This window comes from Variovorax sp. KBS0712 (assembly GCF_006323185.2).
Lineage (GTDB): Bacteria > Pseudomonadota > Gammaproteobacteria > Burkholderiales > Burkholderiaceae_C > Variovorax > Variovorax boronicumulans.
Genome location: NZ_VCCD02000002.1, coordinates 1,160,681 through 1,182,372, shown reverse-complemented (window position 1 = coordinate 1,182,372; position 21,692 = coordinate 1,160,681). Strand labels below are relative to the sequence as shown.

At 63.8% G+C, this 21,692-nt stretch carries 19 protein-coding genes and 2 pseudogenes; 8 read left to right on the top strand and 13 right to left on the bottom strand.

The genetic code is table 11. The features are described 5' to 3' along the window. The first annotated feature begins 61 nt into the window (after positions 1-61). From FFI97_RS22405 to FFI97_RS22390, 4 genes are all read left to right on the top strand, one after another. A complete protein-coding gene (locus FFI97_RS22405; RefSeq protein ID WP_139701257.1) occupies positions 62-304 on the top strand; it encodes a hypothetical protein in 243 nt (80 codons plus the stop codon). A 171-nt stretch (positions 305-475) separates the two neighbouring features. Next, positions 476-1,456 (top strand): hypothetical protein, encoded by a 981-nt coding sequence (locus FFI97_RS22400; RefSeq protein ID WP_139701258.1) that lies wholly within the window; start codon positions 476-478, stop codon positions 1,454-1,456. Between the two features lie 242 nt (positions 1,457-1,698). Beyond that, complete coding sequence (locus FFI97_RS22395; protein ID WP_139701259.1) at positions 1,699-2,415, top strand: MobA/MobL family protein; 717 nt, start codon at positions 1,699-1,701, stop codon at positions 2,413-2,415. A gap of 258 nt (positions 2,416-2,673) precedes the next feature. After that, entirely contained in the window at positions 2,674-3,642 is a 969-nt protein-coding gene (locus FFI97_RS22390; RefSeq protein ID WP_139701260.1) for an HNH endonuclease, read from the top strand. A 268-nt stretch (positions 3,643-3,910) separates the two neighbouring features. Here FFI97_RS22390 and FFI97_RS22385 read toward each other — a convergent pair whose 3' ends face one another. Next, the gene (locus tag FFI97_RS22385) at positions 3,911-5,368 is read right to left on the bottom strand and encodes a DUF3987 domain-containing protein (protein WP_139701261.1); all 1,458 of its coding nucleotides are present in this window, start codon (positions 5,366-5,368) and stop codon (positions 3,911-3,913) included. Between the two features lie 733 nt (positions 5,369-6,101). On the opposite strand from FFI97_RS22385, the gene FFI97_RS22380 reads away from it, so the two are divergent. Both FFI97_RS22380 and FFI97_RS22375 read left to right on the top strand, forming a co-directional pair. After that, on the top strand, positions 6,102-7,235 hold the full coding sequence (locus tag FFI97_RS22380; RefSeq protein WP_139701262.1) for an inovirus-type Gp2 protein: 1,134 nt from the start codon (positions 6,102-6,104) through the stop codon (positions 7,233-7,235). A gap of 247 nt (positions 7,236-7,482) precedes the next feature. Continuing rightward, positions 7,483-7,878, top strand: a complete 396-nt coding sequence (locus tag FFI97_RS22375) for a hypothetical protein (RefSeq protein ID WP_139701263.1) — start codon at positions 7,483-7,485, stop codon at positions 7,876-7,878. Positions 7,879-8,303: 425 nt separating this feature from the next. On the opposite strand, the gene FFI97_RS22370 is transcribed toward FFI97_RS22375, so the two are convergent. The 3 genes from FFI97_RS22370 to FFI97_RS22360 form a co-directional block, all read right to left on the bottom strand. After that, positions 8,304-9,014: a hypothetical protein gene (locus FFI97_RS22370; protein ID WP_139701264.1), complete on the bottom strand. Its 711-nt coding sequence runs from the start codon at positions 9,012-9,014 to the stop codon at positions 8,304-8,306. A 112-nt stretch (positions 9,015-9,126) separates the two neighbouring features. Then, entirely contained in the window at positions 9,127-9,645 is a 519-nt protein-coding gene (locus FFI97_RS22365; RefSeq protein ID WP_139701265.1) for a helix-turn-helix transcriptional regulator, read from the bottom strand. 116 nt (positions 9,646-9,761) lie between these two features. Continuing rightward, positions 9,762-10,724: a hypothetical protein gene (locus tag FFI97_RS22360; RefSeq protein ID WP_139701266.1), complete on the bottom strand. Its 963-nt coding sequence runs from the start codon at positions 10,722-10,724 to the stop codon at positions 9,762-9,764. A 378-nt stretch (positions 10,725-11,102) separates the two neighbouring features. On the opposite strand from FFI97_RS22360, the pseudogene FFI97_RS22355 reads away from it, so the two are divergent. Then, positions 11,103-11,297 (top strand): annotated as a pseudogene (locus tag FFI97_RS22355) (tripartite tricarboxylate transporter substrate-binding protein); the annotation flags it as partial. Between the two features lie 92 nt (positions 11,298-11,389). After that, on the top strand, positions 11,390-13,252 hold the full coding sequence (locus FFI97_RS22350; RefSeq protein ID WP_185993681.1) for a DUF11 domain-containing protein: 1,863 nt from the start codon (positions 11,390-11,392) through the stop codon (positions 13,250-13,252). A gap of 6 nt (positions 13,253-13,258) precedes the next feature. Here FFI97_RS22350 and FFI97_RS22345 read toward each other — a convergent pair. From FFI97_RS22345 to FFI97_RS22305, 9 genes and pseudogenes are all read right to left on the bottom strand, one after another. Then, a pseudogene (locus tag FFI97_RS22345) lies at positions 13,259-13,381 on the bottom strand (transposase); the annotation flags it as partial. Between the two features lie 25 nt (positions 13,382-13,406). Further along, a complete protein-coding gene (locus tag FFI97_RS22340) occupies positions 13,407-14,288 on the bottom strand; it encodes an ABC transporter substrate-binding protein (protein ID WP_139701268.1) in 882 nt (293 codons plus the stop codon). Continuing rightward, entirely contained in the window at positions 14,281-15,489 is a 1,209-nt protein-coding gene (locus FFI97_RS22335) for an MFS transporter (protein WP_139701269.1), read from the bottom strand. The genes FFI97_RS22340 and FFI97_RS22335 overlap by 8 nt, the downstream gene beginning before the upstream one ends. A gap of 48 nt (positions 15,490-15,537) precedes the next feature. After that, positions 15,538-16,695 carry an alpha/beta hydrolase gene (locus FFI97_RS22330; RefSeq protein WP_139701270.1) on the bottom strand — a complete coding sequence of 386 codons (1,158 nt, stop codon included), beginning with the start codon at positions 16,693-16,695 and terminating at the stop codon, positions 15,538-15,540. 84 nt (positions 16,696-16,779) lie between these two features. After that, the gene (locus tag FFI97_RS22325) at positions 16,780-17,793 is read right to left on the bottom strand and encodes a Bug family tripartite tricarboxylate transporter substrate binding protein (RefSeq protein WP_139701271.1); all 1,014 of its coding nucleotides are present in this window, start codon (positions 17,791-17,793) and stop codon (positions 16,780-16,782) included. Between the two features lie 49 nt (positions 17,794-17,842). Next, entirely contained in the window at positions 17,843-18,805 is a 963-nt protein-coding gene (locus tag FFI97_RS22320) for a tripartite tricarboxylate transporter substrate binding protein (RefSeq protein ID WP_260685107.1), read from the bottom strand. Positions 18,806-18,865: 60 nt separating this feature from the next. Next, positions 18,866-19,237, bottom strand: coding sequence for a Rieske (2Fe-2S) protein (locus FFI97_RS22315; protein WP_185993680.1), 372 nt, complete (start codon positions 19,235-19,237; stop codon positions 18,866-18,868). After that, positions 19,230-20,174, bottom strand: coding sequence for a VOC family protein (locus tag FFI97_RS22310; protein ID WP_139701272.1), 945 nt, complete (start codon positions 20,172-20,174; stop codon positions 19,230-19,232). Before FFI97_RS22310 ends, FFI97_RS22315 begins: the two co-directional genes overlap by 8 nt. A 41-nt stretch (positions 20,175-20,215) precedes the next feature. Further along, on the bottom strand, positions 20,216-21,685 hold the full coding sequence (locus FFI97_RS22305; protein WP_139701273.1) for an NAD-dependent succinate-semialdehyde dehydrogenase: 1,470 nt from the start codon (positions 21,683-21,685) through the stop codon (positions 20,216-20,218). Between the last annotated feature and the right edge of the window lie 7 nt (positions 21,686-21,692).

Genomic DNA, 21,692 nt, shown 5'->3' with positions numbered 1-21,692 from the left:
CGGCCTGCCTGCCTCGTTACCCCCGTTTCCCTATCTATCCAACCTCTGAAAGCAAATCACCATGGGCTCGCTCAATATCTATCACCTCCTCATCGTCGTCGGCCTGATCATCCCGCCCGTCCTGGGCTGGCGCTTCGCGAAGAAGCTGGGGTACCACGGCGCCTGGGGCCTGTTGGCCTGGAGCTTCGTGTTCCCCTGGGCCGGCATCGTCTTGCTGGCCGTGCTGGTCTTCATGAAGCTGCCCTTCGAGCGCCAAGGCGCCATTGGCCGGGACTCTTCGTCCGGCGTCACACCCACGGCCTGATAGCCCTGCGACAGAGCAGCACGCTCCAGCCCTCAGGCTGAGCTGCGCCCCTTTTATCTAAGCGCTTCGATACCCGTTGCTCGCGTCCCAGCGCAACGGGCGTCAAGGCGTATCCAACTCATGCATGAATCAGGAGCGGTGAACGCTCACATCTATCTTGAACAAAGAAAAATGAACGCATTTCAACTCGCAAGAATGTCCGCGCTGCTGCTCGTCAGCGCCGCACTGGGCGCCTGCACGAACTCCAGCATCACCCAAGTCAAGGAAAGCGCATTGCCCCAGAGCAACTTCACGTTCGGCGAAGTGCTCGACGGCGCCAAGGGTTGCAAGTCCACCGACTGGGACCACAGCAAGGCCGACTACGGCCAAACCCTTGTCGAATTCACCTGCCTGACGGCGACAAGCGACGACGTCGTCCAGGCCGCGAAGCAACACGGCCTGCAAGAGCTGGACAAAGTCGCGCTGGAGAAAGAGCAGCAGTATGCAAAGATGCTCGAAGCCGCCCAGCAGCGGGTGGCGAATGCCAAGAGCTTGCTGGAGCGCTCAGAGCAAGCTCGCAAATCAAAGCTCGAATCCGCTGCACAGGCGCTGCAGGTCTACGAAGCACAGGCTGCACAGGTGGCCAGCAGCCCCATCAAAAATCCGACGTGGAAGCGGATGGCCGAGCAAGAGCTGGCCAGGATGAAGGCCAACTACGTGGAGCTGCAAAGCAAGCTCGAGTCAGACCGCTCTGTCGAGCAAGCCCAAGACCAGGAGGCCATTGCCAACGCGCAAAAGCGTCTGGAGGAGATGATCCAGTGGAAAGACCGGTATCTGGCGGCAGCCAAAGCCACGAAGGAAAAGATCGCAAGCGATTTGGACAAGCACTTCTCAGGCTCGCACAAGTTCCAGCTGAAGGTCACTTTCCTTGCTCACGAGGATAAAGGTGTGAACGTCAATTCCTCGGAATGGTTCTTGAATGACAAGAAGGTTGCGTCCAACGCGTTCATCCCGGCATTCTTGCGCCACCCTCAGGACATGGATACAGCCTTGAAAGATACGTTCAAGGAAAAGATCCAGTTCAACGCGGCAGAGCGGTATGCCAAGGAGTTTCCCATCGAATGTGTCTATGAATGGGGTGGTCAAGTCAGCAGCTGCGCCTTGAAGCAATAACGAAACGAGAACGTGGCGTCATATATGGAGAGCAGGTCTTTCAAAGCTGGCTCTCCATATTTTTTTGCTTCCAGCAAGGTGCTTCAGCGGTGATGGCGAATCAGCTCAAGGGCATTGCTCTTGGTGGAATCTATTTTTACATGCTTGCCCAATGGTATAGGACTCTCATGTCGAGGGACCGTGGGAGGAGGTAAGTGAGCACGCGCACTTACCGTTTCTCCAACTACCACTCAGGAGCAAGCATGGCTAGTTTTCACATCACCATCAAAACCGGTAAAAAGGGTAGTGCAGCCCGGCATTCGAGCTATATCGCTCGCGAAGGGCAATACGCCCGGGAGGATAAATCAGCGGACCTCATCGCAGCAGGGCACGGCAATCTTCCATCATGGGCCAATGGCTCGCCTCGTGCACTGTGGAGTGCTGCGGACAAATACGAACGAAGCAATGCCGCCGCCTATCGTGAATACGAAGTGGCATTGCCGATCGAGTTGACGGCCGAGCAGAACCATGAACTGGTCAATTCCTACATCGAGGAGTGCTTCAAGGGCAAGCCCTACCAGTACGCCATCCACTGCCCCACGGCCGCCCTCGGGGGAGTCCCTCAGCCGCATGCGCACATCATGATTTCCGAGCGCCTTGAAGACCAGTACAACCGCGAACCGGCCCGGTACTTCAGGCGCTACAACCCAGCGCATCCCGAGCGTGGTGGCTGCCGCAAGGACAACTGCGGTCGTCCGCGCGGGGTGCTCGGCGCCGAGGCGAGCTTGCGGCGCAAGCACTGGGCCGGCAAGCAAAACGAGTTCCTCGAGCGGTTCGGACATACCGCCCGTGTCGACCATCGCAGTCACCAGGAGCGGGGGCTGGCAGTCGCCCCGGGCAGGCACCTGGGGCAGGCCGCCGTGCGAAACCTGACCCAGGAAGCCAAGGCCCTGAGCGCGACGCGCTCGGACGAGGTGTGAACGTCGGGGGCACGGGGAAGGGGCGCGCAAATGAAGAAGCTGCGATTCCAGCTACCACGTAGCAAGAGTTGCGGCGTCTCGGCAAACGCAGCGCGCAGGCCCAAGAGGGCCGACGGCGTCAGGGCGCAAAGCCGGATGGCCGCGATTCGGCACGAAGCGTGGAATGCCGCCTGCGAGGCTGGCGGCGGAACACCGGGATGCATTGCCATTAAAGTTTGATAAATAGACGGAACAACCATTTCACAAAACGAGAACTTCATGACATCTCTCGAAGCCAATATCAATTTCTACGAAACGCACTACGACATGCTGCGGCAATGGTTCCTGCGCCCAGGAGAGAAGGTTGTCCTCGGCGACAAGCAGAATCGCACTTGTAGGTTTTGCGGTAGGACGCCGCCCGAGGTGACCTTCCGTAAGGTCGCTCATGCGATACCGGAAGCACTCGGCAACAAGAGCATAGAGAGCGTGTATGAGTGCGACGACTGCAATGAAGGGTTTGGACGCGGCATCGAGAACGATCTAGGCAACTGGTCGAAGCCAACACGTACCTTCGCTCGCATTCGTGGGAAAAGTGGCGTGCCGACCTTGAAGAAAGGCGGTGACGGGAAAGGCTGGCGAATCGAGTACTGCGCTGAGGGCTTCAACATTACCTCGTATGAGGATGATCCGATTTACCAGATAGACGAAGCGAACCGGCGGATCAGCTTTCAGCTCAAACGCGATTCCTATACGCCGGTCGCAGTGCTCAAGGCATTTATGAAGATTGGCCTGACATTGCTCCCCGATGAAGAAGTCGGAAACTTCCAGCATTTGATGAGTTGGGTGAGGTCAAGCGACCACAGTCGCCGATTTGCGGATCAGTGCCCAATCATTCATACATTTCAGCCTTGGCCAATGCCGAACGATTTGATCGCGGCATTTGTCCTGCGGCGAAAAGCTCACGTCACGAACTATCCCTACATGTTCTTGGTCCTCGCCTACGGGAACGAGGTATTCCAAGTGCAATTACCTTCGGAAAAGCACGACCGCGCCTTGAACGGTCAGCCAATTTCAATTCTTCCCTTTCCGACACCTGGTTCGCCAGACCCGGCACGGTATGGGCCATCCAAGGTTCGGGTGCTGGACCTAACCGGGCGTGAGGTAGTCAAAGGAGAGGTCGTTTCGGTTCAAGTCGGTTACGAACTTGCCGTCCACAAGGCGGGGCTAGACGCGGCCACGGATGCGTAGAGCGATAGGAGGCGCGGGGTGCAGCCCGCGAACCCAACGGCGACACGCCGGGACGCCCGGCTATTGCGGGAGCTTCTTGGGCTGCTTCGCCGGGCGCGACTCCAGCAGGCGCCGCGCAGCTTCCAGCTCTTGCTGCAGCAGCTGGGCATCCGGTCGCCGCATCCACGATCTCCCACAGCACCGCTGTCGCCATCGATCTGAGCTTACCCACGGCGATGTGCCAATGCTGCTTGTGCTGGTGAAGGCGGGGCGATCAGCCCTTACGGTACTAGCGCCACAGGTTCGCCGCGACCAAGAGCGTGCGGCCGCGCTTATGGAGCAACACATACCCCTGATCGATCAGTAGCTGCATGGCCTGGTCGAACCGCACCGTCGTCAAGGGTTTGGTGCACCATTTCTTAACTTCCCCGCGTGCGATGTAACCCAAGCCGCGCGATGCGATGGTCACCAGGGCCTGCCTGACCACCTGCCCGTCGATCACCCGTTGATCGCCCGGTTGGCCCGAACCAAAGTGGGCGAGGAACTGATCCAAGTGCCAGTAGCCAATAATGCGTGCGCGTTCGAGCACATCGACCTGCAGCGGACCTTCGCGGCCTTCGATGCCGTAGAGCATGCCTGCGATGCGAGCGATCTGCTCCGCCGACTTGCCCGCGTGGGCTGCCACGTCGTGCAGGATCTGGCCTCGGCCGAGGTTGGCCTGGATGTGGTTGTAGGTATCGTCGAAGTAGCGAGCCGCTTGCTCGGAGAACACGATGATCCGGCGGGCCTCTGCGCGCTGACGCCGGGCCGCACCTTCTTTCAGAAGCGCGGTCACGCGCTCGCCTAACGCATCGATTTCATCGAACGTGGCTGACTGATCCGAACGCAGGAAGCGGTTGCCCAGGGTCGAATGCGGAACGGTCAGGAGCATGCGCGCGGTCAGACCGCTGCCGTGGGCGAGGTGGCCGGTGCGCGCGAAGATGCTTTGCAAGACGGGCCCTTGCAGGGCTAGGTGGCCTGAGACGCGGTAGTCGATGGCGAACGTGCGCTCCTTGTCGACGCGGTCCTTCGGGATCGGCGTGGCGTCCCAGGCGTTGTTGAGCAGGTCGGTGGAGCGGCCGAGCCGGCCGTTGAGCAAGCCGCCTGCCTCGGTCGAGGTGATGAACAGCGACTTCGATCCGGCGCCGATCATGTTCTCCAGCGCACCCGGTGTGACGTTGTCGACGATCAGCTTCGGGTCTGCGGCGCGGTCGGGACGACGCGCTATCAGTTGCTTGTGCTCGATCTTGAGATCCTTGAGATCATCCCCTTCAGTTGCAGCCTGATCGAGACGCTTGTTCAGTGCGCGCATCTGCGCCTTCCACGCCGCCGTATCCGCAAGACGGTCCAAGTGGGCGGCGGCGTTCAGTTCGGTCTGCTCCTCCTCGTACTTGCGCAGGAATCCGATGAACGGACGCGAGGCCGTGTCCTTGCCTTCGCTGGAGTCGGCGCTGACGAGGTCATACGCGCAGACCGGCGAGGGCGCGCAACGCGGGCGCTGCACATCGAAGAGGTCCTGCACGCAGACATGGCTGATCGAGCGTGCATAGCTAGCAATCATCTCGACGGCCACGCCGGTGTTGACTTGGTGACGGATCACCGCCGGCGCCAAGAGCGTGCCGAGTTCCTTCAACGGATAGCCAGCCGGGTTCGGAACATTGGCAGGCGGATGACACGGGGTCGGTGCGTAGTAGTTGTGGGCTTGCATGAGATTCGCCGTCCTTTCATTTCAATACTCGGCGAGCCCCGATTGGGATCTTGAAGCGCCGATCAAGAAAGTGCACCAACTGACTTTAGGACGGATACGCACAGCTCGTGTCGAATCCCCCGCAAGGGCATGAGCGTGATTGGAGCGCAAGAGGATGCGCGAGATAGCACCGGGACCTATCTCAACGAGCGGTTTTCGTCATGTGCATCGATGTTCCCCAGACTTTGGGTTCGAACGCATCTGGAATCCTGTCGCCGCTAGATGGTGCGAACGAAACTGAAGAAGGCACCGAAAGGCAAGAGAGTCTGGGCCCGTTGGCCCCGCGAGTTGGTACCGGGAACTATCGCGACGAGAAATTCTCGATTTTTTGGATCTGATTTTCGGGGCAGAAGTGCAGCCAGCTGTCCGTACTCGGCACAAGAGAGCTCGTGTCATTGCAACCCGCTGCCCTGTGCCTACCATCACCGAATGCCTTGCCGAAAGGGCAGTCTTATCTCGACGAACTGTTGTCAAGTCCAAGGACAAGGAGTCCGGGCATTGCTTGATGACATTCGCTGAGAAGGACTTCCCCGCGTTCGGTAAGGCATTTAGGAACTTATGTTATCCGGCCAATATTCCTCCAATCCATCAGCCGGACATTGAAGCAATAGAGGCACACCTATGGCAACAGGCACGAGCGGCCAAGTCGCTCACCATCCCGCAACCCATAAAAGACCAGAGCCAGGAGTAGAGCATGCTCTCTGAAGAAAAGTTAGACAGTCTGATGGCGACCGAGGCATCGCCGCGCTACGTCATCAGCAACGAACCCCAGAAGATCATTCGTGGGCATGAGGATCGGGTGGCCAAGAGTGTGCGTCGAACCGCCCAGGTCACCCGCAAGGTGGTGAACTCATCCGAAGCGTTGTTCACCTTGGCAACGATGTCCGCCTTGCCCAATCCGTGGACTCCCGTCATCCATACGAGCTACGAGGGCGAGCGCTTGCTCGACGCCGTATCCAAGAACCTGCCGGAGTTCGAGGAGTACTTCCCCACCAATGCCTGCAACCCGTATATCGAGTTGCTCAAGCGTGCGGTGAAGGCACACCCGGACATCATCTATGCGCGCCAGGAGATAGAGCAAGCACAGGGGATCGAGGTGCACGCGCTCTTTGCCCGCGTCAACGGGTTCGTTCAGACGCTGCGCAATGCTGCGCGCTCCAAGCCGTTCATTGCCGAGCTGGACGCCCGTCGTCGCCAGTGCCAGAAGAATGACGCCTCGGCTAAGAAGTACATCAACGAGATCTTCCAGTACCGGGCTTCGAAGAACCTGGCGGTGCGTCTGGATATCGTGTGCGGTTCAGAAGATCCTGAGCGCCGCGGCATCACCAGCTCCGTGAATGTGGGCCAGGCTCGCAAGGAGCTGGACCGCTTCATCCGGCACGTTCGCGAGAAGTTCCCGCTGACGGGCTATATGGGCACCTTCGAATACGGCGCGCTCACGGGTTACCACTTCCACCTGCTCTTGTTCTTCGACGGTCACAAGCAGTGGAACGGCCCGGTCCTGGGCTACTTGCTGGGCGAGGTCTGGAAGAACGAGATCACCGAAGGGCGCGGGCGCTACTTCAACTGCAACGCGGTGAAGTACGCTGAGAACGGCATCGGCATGATTTGGCACTACGACGTGGCCAAGCGCGAGGTCCTGCAAAAGAAGGTCGTCTCCTATCTCACCAAGTCTGACTTTTGGCTCAAGTTCCAAGGCACGCGCAAAACCTTCTTCCGGGGTTTGATGCCCTCGGAGCAGGAGAAGGGCGTGACGATGTTGGCTGTGGGCCGCCCGCGCAAGCTCCCGGAGCTTCCCCAAGATGTGGAGGCCGATATGGTGGCGTGACGCACGTGGCTGTTTGCCCACGCAGATTCAGAGTTCGAGCGGCTTTCTACGACCTGGGCCTTTGAGTGCTGGCGATCTGGCGATCTGGCGATCTGGCGAGCCATCGAGCCGAACCGCGAGTTGACACTGACAGCTGATATTTCGGCGACGCCGCGCTTTGCGGGCTAGACCAAGACATCGGCGGTCAGCCCTGACCTCTTCCGCTCGGAGGTCGATCCAGCCATTTTTTATCGAAACCCTAAATCAAATGAGTAAACCTAACCACAATCGCCGGTTCATTTCATCGTTGGCCATCGAAGCGCTCGTGCCTTTGATCGATGAGAAGGGCCAGTTGTATGTCGGCCAAGGCGTTCATCCGAGCTATCGGATGTTGGTTACCCACGGCCTCAAATTGGTTGTGGCGCACGGCGTTCTGGACCATCCGGATGCTGAGCATTTGCGATCGAGCCTGGACATCTGGCAGTTGGATGCAGGCAAAGTGCTCTCGCTTCGATGGGCCCCGCTCGAGATCGTGAGCTTTCGAGGCGGCGCCTGGACCGATACCCTGATCGAAATCTCTCTCGAGCGTGGCGTCCGCCCGAATGTCGGTGCTGGGCCCATCGCTGATCTCGTGCCGCGACCGGGGCCTGGTGCGTCGTGCTAGTCGATGCTGATGTCCACGGCGCGCCCGCCCGGCGCCTGGGCGTTTTCTTGTCTTTAACCTCGACGGTGAATTCCGGAAAGCGGTCGATTTCCAGGAGCGCCAGCCCGGCGCCCGGCGTGTGGACTGGTTCGAGATCGTCCAAGTCCGCCACGATGGACAAAAAGCGTCCCTTGACTCTAGCGTGTCAACAGGATGAGCCACTGCATTCTCACGGGGGCATCGGGCTCTCAATCGCCTGGCGCGCCGACGGCACCGCTAGCATCCGGAGCCAGTTGTGCATCATGAGCATCCGGGCATCCCGTGTTGATGGAGACCAGGAGATGGTCAGGGAGCCTATGGCGCTTGCGGTGGAATGGCGCCTCCCGCCGGGGACGAAAAAAGCCCCGCCGAAGCGGGGCGTCTCGTTCATGACAAAGATCCGGCGGTCAGCTCGCATCCGCGACCGACCCGGTCTGTCGCGTCAGCCACGTGCGAATTGTGCGAACCGTGTCCTGTTCGTTGCCGGCAAGTACCGGGAGGTGATGACGTTGGACGAAGGCACTCACCCGCGGCTGGATTGTGCGGATCGCCGCGGTCGTGTTCTTCCAGCCCTCCGGGGGGCGCAGTTTGACGTACAGGCGGCGGGCGTACTCTCGAGCTGGGTTCAGGCGCTCTTGGCGCAGCTTCCCGCCCTTCGCGCGATCATCCCGGCATTTCTGCTCGATCTCGGCTAGCTCCACACGCTTGCCATCGAAGAGGAGGCAGTTGTCGTATGCCATGGCAAGGAGTTCGTGCGTCGACTTCGGCACCATCACCGTGGCTGCGATGCAGTAGGCCAGAGCAACCTCGAGCAATGCGAGTTGCTTGAGCTTGCAGGTCTTTTGATAGCGGTTCCAGGACGCGGGAGTGTTCAGCAAGACGTAGGCCGGGCGGTACTCTTCGTGGCTGCTCGTCCTGGGGGCCGGGCTGCAGATCTTATGCGGCGCCATGATGACGATGCGCTTTTGCTTGCAGCTGCACGGCGCCGGCTGACGGCTGCGTACGTATGCGGCAAACGAGTCAAAGGGAACGCCGGTGTCGAGCTCGTCCCAGCGACTTGCGATATGACGCAGGCGGGCAGCTACAGGAAAGAACGGTTCAAGATTAAAGGATTGCATTCGGAAAACTTAGCTTGTTGGGGGGATTCGGACCAGCCGGTCGTCCACAACACACCTGTGGCGTGCCGGGATGACTGGACGGGCGGGGTTGCGCTGCAGGTCTTTGCGACTCTTAGTCCGTCGTGCGCTCGTTCAGGCGGGCGGCGAGCCAGATTTCGACCTCGTCTTCTGAGAATGCGATTGCAGCTTTGCGACGGCAGGTCGGACCGCTGTTCGGTGCCAACGAGACCGGACGCGGGAACGTGTCGTCCCTGTACTTGCTGGTTTTGGAGAGTCGGGCGTAGATACTCGATTTCTTGAGGCCGATACGCTTTTCGAGTTCGCGCATGCGCAGCAGTCGCGTCGCGCGCTTGGGCCGGCCCTCGGGCGAGCGGATAGCTGCAACGTTGGCGTTGACCAACGAGTGACCGCTGCGGATAGGACCGTGCGGGACTGCACGCGTGCCCAAGGTCTGCGCGACCGTAGGATCCCCTAACTCCGGCGGCAGGTCTTCCTGCTGCAGGTCCGCTGGGATACCTGGGGTGCAGGACGCGCTGGAGCACGCTGCGCCGCGACGCCCGCGCACTGCGCGCGGTGCGGCGTTGCTCACGCCGGTGGTGTAGAAGCCGGGCTGGCCGGGCGAGTTGGACATAGAGAGCACTCCTTTCAAAGAAGCGCTCAGTCTCCGATCTCGTCGTAAAAAGATGAATCCGAGCCAGATTCGTGTGCACGAAATCTGGCCGTCCTTTACAAATTCGGAGGTTGGTGCTAGAGGGGTTTCTTCTTCCTCTTCTTCTCGTCGAGCTCCTTTAAGTGCTTGTCCCAGTCGGGCGTGGTCAGTCTTGCGGCGTGCAGAGCTGGCGTCAGTTTCGGGAAATATGCCGGCGCCTGGTCCATAAGCCAGCGCGCGATCTTTGTTTCCGATGGCCAAGTCTTCTTGTTGTCGAAAACAACCTCGGGGTCAGTCCAAAAGATGTAAGCAGCGTCACATGCCCACCGTAGATGCGGCGATCGGTAGTCCTCTGGGGTCTTTGCTTCACGCAGCATTGAGTGTTCCGGGGAAGGGAGATCACTTTTGCCTTCGAGCGTCGGTACCTTCTTTGTTCTGGGGTAGTAAACCTGGAAGCGCCAGCGCTTGAACTCCTCTCTTCGGACGAAGACGTCTTGAGGACGTATCTCAAGCGGAAACGCAACAGAATCGGACCAAAACTCCCAACTGCCCCAGAAGCCGAATTTCGTGTCTGGTGAGACATGCTTCTTGCCATCCACTTCTACAGAAAAAAGTGGATTCTTGTCTGCTTTGTTCGCGTGCAGCTCAATCAAGTCCGTCTGGTGCTTCCCGGTGCGGTAGCCGAGGAGCGAGGAGTAAATCTTCGCCGGGGGCCGATCCCAAAGTTGCTCGCAGTTTTCGCGCCGAAGCACGAAGTAGTCAGGAGTGCGGACAGACATCGGTTGTCCGCAGAGAAGCTCATTTCGCTTGAGTGGACGCAGAACCACGCGAACGCTGCCACCGGGTTTTTCAAAGAGAAGTTCCAGCTCTCGGTTGTCTGCGGCTACGAGCAGATCGCGCAGGGGAATATCAAACTCAGCGGCGGCGCGCTCCAGCCTGACGATGGTGTCGAGGCGCAGAGGTAGGTAGTCTGGCTGCCGTTGCTTGTCTACCTCTTTTTGTTGTTCCTGCATCTTCTGCCACAGCTCTTGCCCTAAATATTTTTGAGGTTTTTCACTCACTGGAGATTCCTGAAATAGGTCGTGAAGGTTTGCGCAACTGCCGAGTACTCAATGAATGCCGGCAAGGCACCGAAATTCTATTTTGGGGTAAGACACTCGCTGTTAGCTGCGATGCAAAAAGCGGAGTGCGTGCCGATGCGATGGAGCGTGTTGAATGCGTTGCAGCAGCCTGTATCGACGCTGGCGCTGATAGGCAGCGATGCAAACTCAAGCAGCTTGTTTCGCGACTTTCTCTGCTGGCCGTCCTTCAAACGGAAGAGGGCCCCGCATCGTGGTAGTGGTGCGCTGCCTGCTGCTGTATCCCCCGCGCAACCCTACTTCCAGGCCCGTCTCATTGATGAGGCTCAACAGGTTCGGCGCTGTGGGCATGTCCATTGCCACAACCACGTCATCAACCCGAGTGTGTTCAAGAAGATGCCGTTCGATGCGATTGCCGACATCACGCCGGTCAGCGTGGTGGGCGCAACGCCGCTGATGCTGATGGTCAACCCCAAGCTGCCCGCGAAGAACGTGAAGGAACTCGTGGCGCTACTGCGCGCCAAGCCCGACGGCTACAACTACGCCTCGCCGGGCAGGCGAGCAACACGCTGGCGATTGCCGCGGCCGACGCTGGCAAGGCCATCGTCTGTACCTACACCAACGCGAAGAAGACGGTCACCCTGCAGGTGCGCAAGGCCTGGGGCGCGAACAGCGAAGCGGGCAATGTCGCCAGCATCGGCGCGACCACGGGCGGGACCAACAACACGGCCGCGTTCACCGCGACCGCACCCACGGCCGGCAACAGCGGTGCGGCGGTGGTGGCGGCCGTGGGCAACACCATCACGTTCCCGGCGGAAACGATGCCCACGGGCACGTTGGCCAACTACACGACCGTGCTGTCGTGTACCGCCGACGGCGGCGCCACGGCCAACACACTGAGCGGCACCAACGGCCAGGCCAGCAACACGCTGGTGATCGGCGCGGGCGACGCCGGCAAGGCCATCGTCTGTACCTACAGCAACAACCGCCTGCCGACGGTGCAGATCCGCAAACAGGCGCTGGGCGGCACGGGCACCTTCGCGTTCAGCGGCACCAACGGCTTCGGCTCGGACAGCATCAACGTCTCGGTGTCGGGCTCGACGGTGGTGGGCACCATCAAGACGCTCACCACGGCCAACACGCAGACGGTGCTGACCGAAGTCGCGGCCTCGATGCCCGGCGGCTTCGCGTTCTCGGGCGCGACCTGCACGGGCCTGGCGGGTGGGGCGACGGCGGCCGTCGACCTGGTGGCGGGCACCGTCACGCTGCCCGCGGCCGGGCTGACGAACGGCACGGCGGTGGTCTGTACCTTCACCAACACGCTCGCGGCCATCGTGAGCGGCCGCGTGTTCCTGGACAACGGCGTGGGCAGCGGCACGGCCAACGACGGCCTCGTCAACGGCGGCGAGGGCCCGCTGTCGGGTGCGAGCGTGCGGCTGACCAACTGCGGCGCCACCGTGTACGCGAGCGCGCTCACGGACGCGTCGGGTGCCTACAGCCTGAGCGTGCCGGCTGGCACGGCCACGGGCTCGGCGATGTGCGTGGAAGAAACCAACCCCGGCACGCGCGTGTCGACCGGTGCTTCGGTGGGCAACGTCGCGCTGCCCTCGGGCTCGGCGGTGGCTGCGGCCGGTGGCACCTACACCTACACGCGCACCGGCACGCCCGACCGCATCGCCTTCAGCTGGAACGGCACGGGCCACGCCAACCTGAACTTCGGCGACGTCGACAACAGCGCCTTCGCGACCGACGGTGCCAAGACCGGCCTGCCGGGCAGCACCGTGACCTACGCCCACACCTTCACGGCCGGCACGGCAGGGCAGGTGCGCTTCAGCGTGGCGAGCGAGACGGCCACGCCCGCCATCACCGGCTGGACGACGAAGGTCTTCGCGGATGTGGGCTGCACCGGCAGCCTGCAGGCCGGCGCGGCGCAGCTGTACCCGCCGAGCGCGGCGGCCACGCCCGTGGCCTTCGCGGGCAAGGTCTGCGTGATCGTGCAGGAGTTCATTCCCGCCACGGCCCCGCTGGGCTCGAACAACAAGGCGACGATCCGCGCCGACTTCACCTACACCAACGCGAGCCCGTCGCTCAGCGGCAGCTTCACGCTCGACGACCTCACGACCGTGTCGGGCGTGGCGCTGGAGCTGAAGAAGGAAGTGCGCAACATCACGCAAAGCGGCACCTTCGGCGTGAACAACCAGGCCAAGTCGGGCGAGACGCTCGAGTACCGCATCACCTACACGAACAACGGCGACGCGCCGATCCGCAGCATGGTCGTGAACGACATGACGCCGGGCTACACCACCTTCGTGAGCGCGACCACCGGCACCACGCCGGCATCGCTCACGGGCTGTGTCAAGACCACGCCGGCGAACGCGCCGCCGGCGGGCGCGGTGGCCTGCACCACGGTTCAACCCGCCGGGGGCACGGGCGCGATCGACTGGCGCTTCACGGGCACGGTCGAGCCGGGCGGCACGGGCTTCGTGCTGTTCCAGGTGAAGGTGGATTGATCAGCTGAAGTTCTTGCGGACAAGACTTACGCCGCGCAGGGCGCGCTCGGCGGCGTTGTTGTCGATCTCGATGGACCTGTCATCGCGGTAGCGTGTCAGCGCCCCTAGTCGTGTGAGCGTGTACCCGATGCACGCGCAGGTCCTCCAGCGCCCATCAGGGCACGCCGGGCAGCGCCTGGGCCGCGAGCGCGTCCAGCATTGAAAGGTCGACAAGGTTCGCGTAGCCGGCTACCGCACCCTCAAGCCCGAGACGGCGCCGCTGATCGATCAGAAGCTCGACGCCCTCGCGATCCGGCACGAGGCTGGGCGGTCGCAGGGCGATCTGGGCCGCCACTGCGCCGGGGGGATAGCCGGCATCCACCAGGGCCTGAAACACGGCCGGGTTCCCGGAACTCATGCGGTCACTGGCCGCCTGCAGCCCACGCAGCCAGGGCACCAGGCGAGGGCGCAGGGCATCGAGGGCGGCTTTGCGCAGCACTAGGCCCTGCCCGGGAAAGGCCGGGTAGCTCTGCTGCACGCAGGCGAGCGCAGCGAAGCCCGCACGCAGCGCCACGGCGTCGAAGGGCGGGCCCAGCAGCGTGCAGTCGCCGCGGCCGGCGAGCAGCGCGTCCCAGCGCTCCTGCACGCCGCCGGCGGGACGCAGTGTGTAATCGACGGCATGTAGCGTCGCGTCGGCCAGCAGTGTGCGCAGGGCGACCACGAAGCCGTTCGCGGGCGCGTCTACCAGCACGGTCGCGCCCCTGAGTTCCTCGAGCGTGTGCAAGCCGGCGCGGGCGATCAGTTGCAGCGGCGTGGTCCGCTCGACCTGGGCCACGATGCAGAAGTCCTGCGGGCCGGGCCGAAGGTTCCAGTCCATCACGTTGTCCATGGCCGTGACCACCATGTCGGTGCGGCCCGCGCACAGCGCTTCGAACTGAGCGTCGGACGAAGGGTTGCGCGTGCCCTGCACCGCATCCGCCGCCACCAGGCCCAGCGCCGGCGCCACCGCCGCCACGGCCGGTTGCACGAACCACATCACTTGCATGCCATCAGCCATGCGCTCGGCCTTGGGTGGTTGCTGTCGCGTGTACCGGGGTCGCGGAGGACTTGTCGCGCGCACCCAGGCGGAAACTGACCGCCGCCAGCAGCCCGATGGCCAGCGCCGCCCAACCCAGGCTGCCGTAGCCCAGATGCTGCGCCAGCACCCCGCCCAGCAGCGGCCCGCCGGCGGAGCCGGTCATGATCATCACCGGGCTGGAGGCAACCACGCGGCCGGTCGGGTCCTGCCGTGCCAGCAGGCCAAAGGCGAAGATGTGGGTGAAGGCCAGCACGCTGATCAGCAGGGAGGCCGAGATCACGTACATGGAAAAGCTGTTGCCCTGCGTGACCAGTAGGCCGGCGGCGGCCTGTACCAGCGGGCCGATGCAGACCACCGCTGTTGCAGACCAGCGCCGGTCCAGCAGACCGGCGAGGGCGGAGGGAAAGAGATTCGCGATGCCGCTCACGACCAGCACCAGGCCGATCTGCGCCGCCGTGTAGCCATGCCAGCCGCCGATGCGCTCGATGAAGCCGAAGACCATCGCGTGGTTCAGCGTCATCAGGCTCACGCCGGCCATGCCGAACCACACCTGCGAAGGCAGGCGCACACCGGCCTGCGACGGCGGTGCCAGCTTCCAGTGCGCCGGAAAGGCGATCAGCGTGCACAGCGCGGCCACGCCCATGACGCCGGCCATGGTGGCGAAGAAGGCGTTCGCGCCCAGGCGCTGCACCAGCGGCGGTAGCACACCGAAGAAGGCGATGGCCAGCACCGCTAGCGCGGTGAAGGCGATGGCGGCCAGGCGATGCGGGTTGGTGCTGGCGCCCATGGTGCCGTGCGTCATGGACAGCCCGCAGCCCACAGCCAGGCCGGCCACCGCGTGCAGCCCCGCGAGGGCGGCGTAGTCGCGGCTGAACATCATGCCCGCGAAGCACAGGCCGGCCAGCGCGTAGGCCGTCGGCGTGATGCGCTCGCGCCGCAGGCGGTTGAGTCGGGGTGCGAAGCACAGGCTGCTGAGCACCACGGCGGCCAGGAACAGGGTGGCCAAGGCGCCGGCGAGCTGGGGCTGCAGGCCCAACTGGCCGATCAGCACCATGCCCACCCAGACGGGCAGGGACACGATGTCCATCAGTCCGGCGCAGTGGCCGGCCACTAGTGCGATGCGGCCCGGGATGCCGTCGCGCTGCTGGCCTTCGAGGCCCGGGGGTTGGGTGTCTTGCATGGGTTCTGTCTCCTTTTTCTTGGGGGGGTCATCGGCGCCTGAATGCGCTCACATGTCTTGGAAGGTCTCGCTCAGCCAGTCCGCGATGTAGTCGCGCGCGACGGTGCCGTTGTCGGCGCCGAAGTGCTCGACTTCCATGTGCTCGCGGGTGGTGATGAACAGCTCCCGCTTGGGGCTGTTGACAGCGAGGTCATAGGCTTGTTGTGCATAGGCCAGGGGGATCTGCCGGTCGCCGCCGGGGTGCGTGACCAGGAAGGGCACGCGGAGGTCGGCGAGCACGCCGCTCAGGTCCATGCAGGGCGCCCAGGCCATGAACTCTTCCAGCGAGCGCTTGCCGAAGACCCACATCACGTGCTCCCAGTAATGCGGCACCGGGCGGTCGCCTTCGCGCGCCAGGCGCCGACGCTGCACTTCACCCCAGTTGGTGTTGGCGCCCAGCACGGCGCACAGCTTGAAGCGCGGCTCCATGGCGGCCGCGCGCGGCGCGAAGTAGCCGCCCAGCGATCCGCCGAACATGCCGATGCGTGCGTGATCGACGTCGGCGCGCGTGAGCAGGTAGTCGCAGGCCGGCGTGGCCCAGGCCTCTGCGTCGTGCCGGCCCGGAAGGCCGAAACTGCGCAAGGCCTCGCCGGAGCCGGGTTGGTCGACGATCAAGGTCGACACGCCCCGTTGCCGGAAGGACTGTGCGAAGCCGATGCCGTAGGCCTGTTCCTTCATCGAGTCCAGGCCGTTGCAGCAGACCACGCAGGGTGCGGCTCGGCCGTCCGCGCCCGGCGCGGCGCCCACGAACAAGGCTGTGAAATGCCGTCCTTCGTAGGGGATGTCCACGAACTCCGTGTCGTGGCCCTGCAGCGCGAGCGCTACGCGAAAGTACTTCAGGCCGTCCTGGTAGGCGCGCCAGCGCGGCGCGTGGCCGGCGCTTTGCATGCGCTCGGCGCCCAGCAGGTACAACGCCGCGCGCTGGAACTTGATGCCCGCCGACAGGCGTCGGTTGCGTGCAAGGTCGCGCTGGGCCATGGCGATGACCTGGCGGGCGACGCCCAGCCAGGCGTCGAACAGCAAGGCGGTGTCGGCCTCCTCGCCACGCAGAGCGGCCTCACGCACTGGGCGGCAGACCGCGTCCAGCTCGCCGTGGTTGCCGCCCGCGAGAAGCGCCAGATTGATGGACAGGTTCCAGACGTAGTTGCCGGGAAAGGGTTCGAACATGAGGGGCCTTTCGTGAGCGGGGGACTCTGAGCGCGCAGTGGGGACCTCGAACGTCGCGAGGCCCGTCCTACGCTCGGCGGGCGGTCAATCCAGCCGGATGTTGTTGGCCTTGATCACCTCGCCCCAGGTCTTCTGGTCCGTAGCCCACAAGGCCTTGAAAGCGTCGGGACTGGAATAGATGGCTTCGCCGCCGCTGTTGGCGAAGTAGTGCTTGATCTCCGGGTCCTGCGCGGCTTCGGCCAGCGCCTGGACCAGACGCTGCGTGACGGCACCCGGCAGCCCGCGCGGGCCGGAGAGGCCCATCCACGAACCGCTCAGCGAGAGGTCGCGCACGTTCTGCTCGCTTAGGGTGGGTACGTCCGGCATCACGGCCACACGCCGGGCCGTGACCACGCCCAGGGGACGCAGGCGGCCCGAGCGCACGAAAGGCAGCGCCGTGAACACTTCGCCAAATAGAACCTGCACCTCATCGGCCACCAGGGCCTGCACCATGGCGGCGCCGCCCTTGTAGGGCACGTGCACCGCGTCCAGGCCGGTGCGCATCTTCAGCAGTTCGGTTTGCAGGTGCGGAATGGTGCCGATGCCGGGCGTGCCGTAGTTCAGCTTGCCCGGGTGCTGCTTCCCATAGGCAATGAGTTCCTGCAGGTTGCGCACCGGCACCTTGTCGTTGACGAGCAGCACGGCATTGAAGCGCCCGAAGCCGCCGATGGGCACGAAGTCGCGCGCACCGTCGTAGGACGGCTTGTCCATCAGCAGCGGGGCGGTGATCTGGCCGGCCAGCGTGGAAAGCAGAAGCGTGTAGCCGTCGGGCGGCGCATGCAGCACTTGCGAAGTGGCCAGCATGCCGGAGGCGCCGGGTCGGTTGTCCACTACCACGCTCTGGCCCAGGCGGGCCTGCAGCCTTTCAGCGAGCACGCGCGCGGGCCGATCGACCGGCCCACCCGCCGGCACCGGCACCACCAGCCGGATCGGGCGCGTGGGGTAAGCCTCCGTGCCCTGGGCGTACGCCGGTGCGAACGCAGATGCAGCCGTAGCCGCCGTCAGGCAGACGAAGGAGCGGCGCGTCAAGGCGCTAGCAGTGCGGGTCTTGGGGGTCATGTTCGTGGTCTCCAGATCTTTCGAGGGGCGGGGCGGGGTGAGACCGGGCTCAGTCCACCTGAAGGCCTGCCTTGTGAACAGAAGCGCGCAGCAGCGGCAACTCGCGCGCCACCCGCGTCTCGTAGGCGCTGCCGGGTTCGGACTGCACGTCGATGCCGCTGCGCCGCAGTTCGGCTCGCACGGCGGGGTCGGCCAGCGTGCCGGCCAGGGCCTGGCCCAGCGCGCGGCGCGCCGTGTCGGGCAACCCGCGGGGCGCCACGATGGCCATCCAGGTCACGAACTCGAAACCGGGATAGCCGGACTCGGCCAGGGTGGGCACCTGGGGCAGCGATTCCGCCCGGCGCGCACCGGTGACGGCCAGCGGTCGAACCTTGCCGCCCGCAAGTTGGGGCAGCGTCGCGATGGGCGTGTCCACCATCAGCGGGATGTGGCCGCCAATCAGCTCGGTCATGGCTGGCGCGCTGCCCTTGTAGGGCACGTGCTGCAGCTCGATGCCGGCGCGCAGCTTGAACATCTCGCCCGCCAGGTGCGAGACCGTTCCGGAGCCGAAGGAGCCGTAGCTGAGCTGACCGGGCTTTTCGCGTGCCAGCGTCACCAACTCCGGGACGTTGCGCGCCGGCAGGCCTGCATGGGCCAGGATCACCATCGGCGAGCTGCCAATCAAGCCGATACCCTCGAAGCTGCGCACGGGGTCGTATGGAAGGCTCGTGCGTAGGGCTGGGTTGACGGTGAAGGTGGTGTTGGAGCTGATCAGCAGGGTGTAGCCATCCGGTGCGGCGCGGGCCACGAAGGCCGCACCGATGGTGCCGCCCGCGCCGGCGCGGTTGTCCACCACGACGCTTTGCTTCAGGCGGGTGGCCAGGCCCTGAGCCATCAGGCGCCCGATCACGTCGGTGGCGCCGCCGGCGGGAAAGGGAACGACCAGCGTGATGGGCCGCTGCGCAAAGGCAAAGGCGGCGCTGCATGACAACAGCATGGCTGTGGCCAGGGCGCGGGAGAGGAGGGATCGCATGGCTGAAGGCTCCCGATGGGGCGTTGGGACGATGGGGGAGGCAGGTGCGAGCGGCTGGGCTCAGGTCGGCTGCGGTAACTGGGCAGGATCGATCAGCATCAGGTCGCCGTGGCGGCCGATGCGGAAAGGCACGGCCTCCAGGTGCACACCCCGGCAGGGCCCGTGTACACACAAGCCACTGTCGAGGTCGAACAGGGCGCCATGGGCGGCGCAGACGATGTGCTCGCCCGCGGCGTTCAGGTAGGCATGCCGGCGCCAGGGCAGCGGCGTGCCCAGATGCGGGCAGCGGTCGGCCCACACGCGCACCTGTCCGCCAGATTGAACGGCGAATACGCTGTCTTGACCACTGCCAGCCGGGTCGAAGCCGCGCGCATGTCCGTCGCGCAGCTCGGCCAACGCGCAAAGCCGCACTGGGAGAGATGCTTCAGGCATGGCTGCCATCCGTCGGTGGCGCGTCGGGGCCGGGCGCCCAAGCCTCGCGGTAGGCGAACAGGAAGACCTGTGAGCGGTCGGCAGCTATCGGCCATTCGCGCGCCTGCCAGCTCGCGTCGTGCAGGTCCATGTCGGCGTCCATCTCCATGTTGCAACCGAAGGGGCTCTTGAAGTACCAGAACCAGTTGCTACCCATCTGATGGCGGCCCGGACCCCAGAAGGACTGGTAGCCCTTCTCGACGAAGTGCTTGCCGTTGAGCAGCACCTCGGTCGGCCCGCCGAAGTGGAAGGTGAAATGCTCCACTCCCTTCACATGCTCCGGTGCGGTGATGAAGAAGTGCGTGTGGTGGTCCAGCGTGCCTGCCGGCTGCAAAAAAGGCCCCATGCCTACGAAGCGGTCGACGACCCTGAACCCCAGCCGTGCATAGAAGGCTTCGGAGCGGGCGGGATCGGGCACGAAATACACCACGTGCGACAGCGTGCGTGGCCGCACCGGCAATGGCATTGCCGCATCCACGCCAAGCTGATTGGCGGGCCGCTGGAACGGCGAGCCTGTCGCGTTGATCACTTCGGCTGCGAGTGTGACGGGCCGGCGCACCGTCAACTGGAAGCCCAGCAGGAAGCCGTCGTCGTCCACCGATTCGATGGAGCCGTCGGGCAGGCGGCGCACCTCCCGGTCCTTTGCGAGTTCGGCGGCAATCGCCTCCAGCTCGGCTGGGTCACGCACGCCCATGACGGTCTTGCGCAACGCGCAGTTTGGAACCCTGGCAGGCGGCAGCGCGGGGTCGTCGGCGGCGGCAATCACCACCGCAGTCCCGTCCAGCGCTTCGAAGCGTCCGTCGCCGGCCTCGTGCAGCCCGTAGTCGAGCAAGTACTGGCGGCAGGCGGTGACGTTGTCCACGCCAAAGACAAGCGTGTCTAGGCCTACGATCTTCATGGGATGTCTCCTTAGATGTGTGGGCGGCAGATGGCTCAGGCTCAGAGGCCGCCCAGCGCCACGTACTTGATCTCGAGGTAGTCGTCCATGCCGTACTTGGAGCCCTCGCGCCCCAGGCCCGAGGTCTTGACGCCGCCGAAGGGCGCCACCTCCGTGGAGATCATTCCCTCATTGACGCCGACCATGCCGAACTCCAGCCCTTCGATGACTCGGAAGATTCGACCGATGTCGCGCGCGTACACATACGACGCAAGGCCGAACGGTGTGTCGTTAGCCATTGCGATGGCCTCTTCCTCTGTCTCGAAGCGGAACAGCGGCGCCACCGGGCCGAAGGTCTCGTCACTGAAAATCAGTGCATCGCGTGGCACGTCTGCCAGTACAGTCGCCTCGAAGAAGGAGCCGCCCAGCGCGTGCCGCTGTCCACCTGTGATGACGCGTGCGCCCTTGGACACCGCATCGGCGATGTGCTCTTCCACCTTCTGCACGGCGTCCTCGTTGATGAGCGGTCCCAGCACCACGCCCTCGTGCATGCCGTTGCCGATCTTCATTTCCGCAGTGGCTTTGGCTAGCTTCTTGGCGAAGGTGTCGTAGATGCCCGACTGCACCAGCAGCCGGTTGGCGGCGACGCAAGCCTGGCCCGTGTTTCGGTACTTGGCCGCCAGCGCGCCCCTCACGGCGGCATCGACGTCGGCATCGTCGAAGACGATGAACGGTGCGTTGCCGCCCAGCTCCATGCTGGTCTTCTTGATCGTCGGCGCGCATTGCGCGAGCAGTTGCGCGCCCACCTCGGTGGAGCCCGTGAACGACAGCTTGCGCACTACCGGGCTGGCAGTGAGTTCACCGCCGATCGCGCGGGCGGAGCCGGTGACGACGTTGCATACGCCCTTGGGCAGGCCGGCACGCTCGGCAAGCACAGCCAGCGCCAGCGCCGACAACGGTGTTTGGCTGGCGGGCTTGATCACGCCAGCGCAACCCACCGCCCAAGCCGGTCCGGCTTTGCGGGTGATCATGGCAGAGGGAAAGTTCCAGGGCGTGATCGCGGCAAATACCCCGATGGGTGCCTTCTGCACGAGGATCCGGCGGCCATCCACATTCTGGGGAATGATGTCGCCATAGACACGCTTGGCCTCTTCAGCGAACCACTCTATGAAGCCGGCGGCGTAGAGGATCTCGCCGCGCGCTTCGACCAGAGGCTTGCCCTGCTCGGCGGTCATGATGACTGCGAGGTCGTCGATGTTCGCAAGCATCAGGTCGTACAGCGTCCGCAGGACTTTGGAGCGCTCCTTGGGCAGCGTCTTGCGCCAGCTCTGCATGGCGCGTTCCGCCGCCGCGATGGCGCGACGCGTTTCAGCCGCGCCGCCGTTGGGCACACGTGCTACGAGTTCGCCCGTGGCGGGGTTTCGCACCTCCAACGTCTGTTCGCTATCGGCCTGCACCCATTCGCCGTCGATCAGCATGGCCTGGCGCAGCAGGCTGGGGTCTGTCAGAGGCATTACTGTGATGTCATTCATGGCGGGT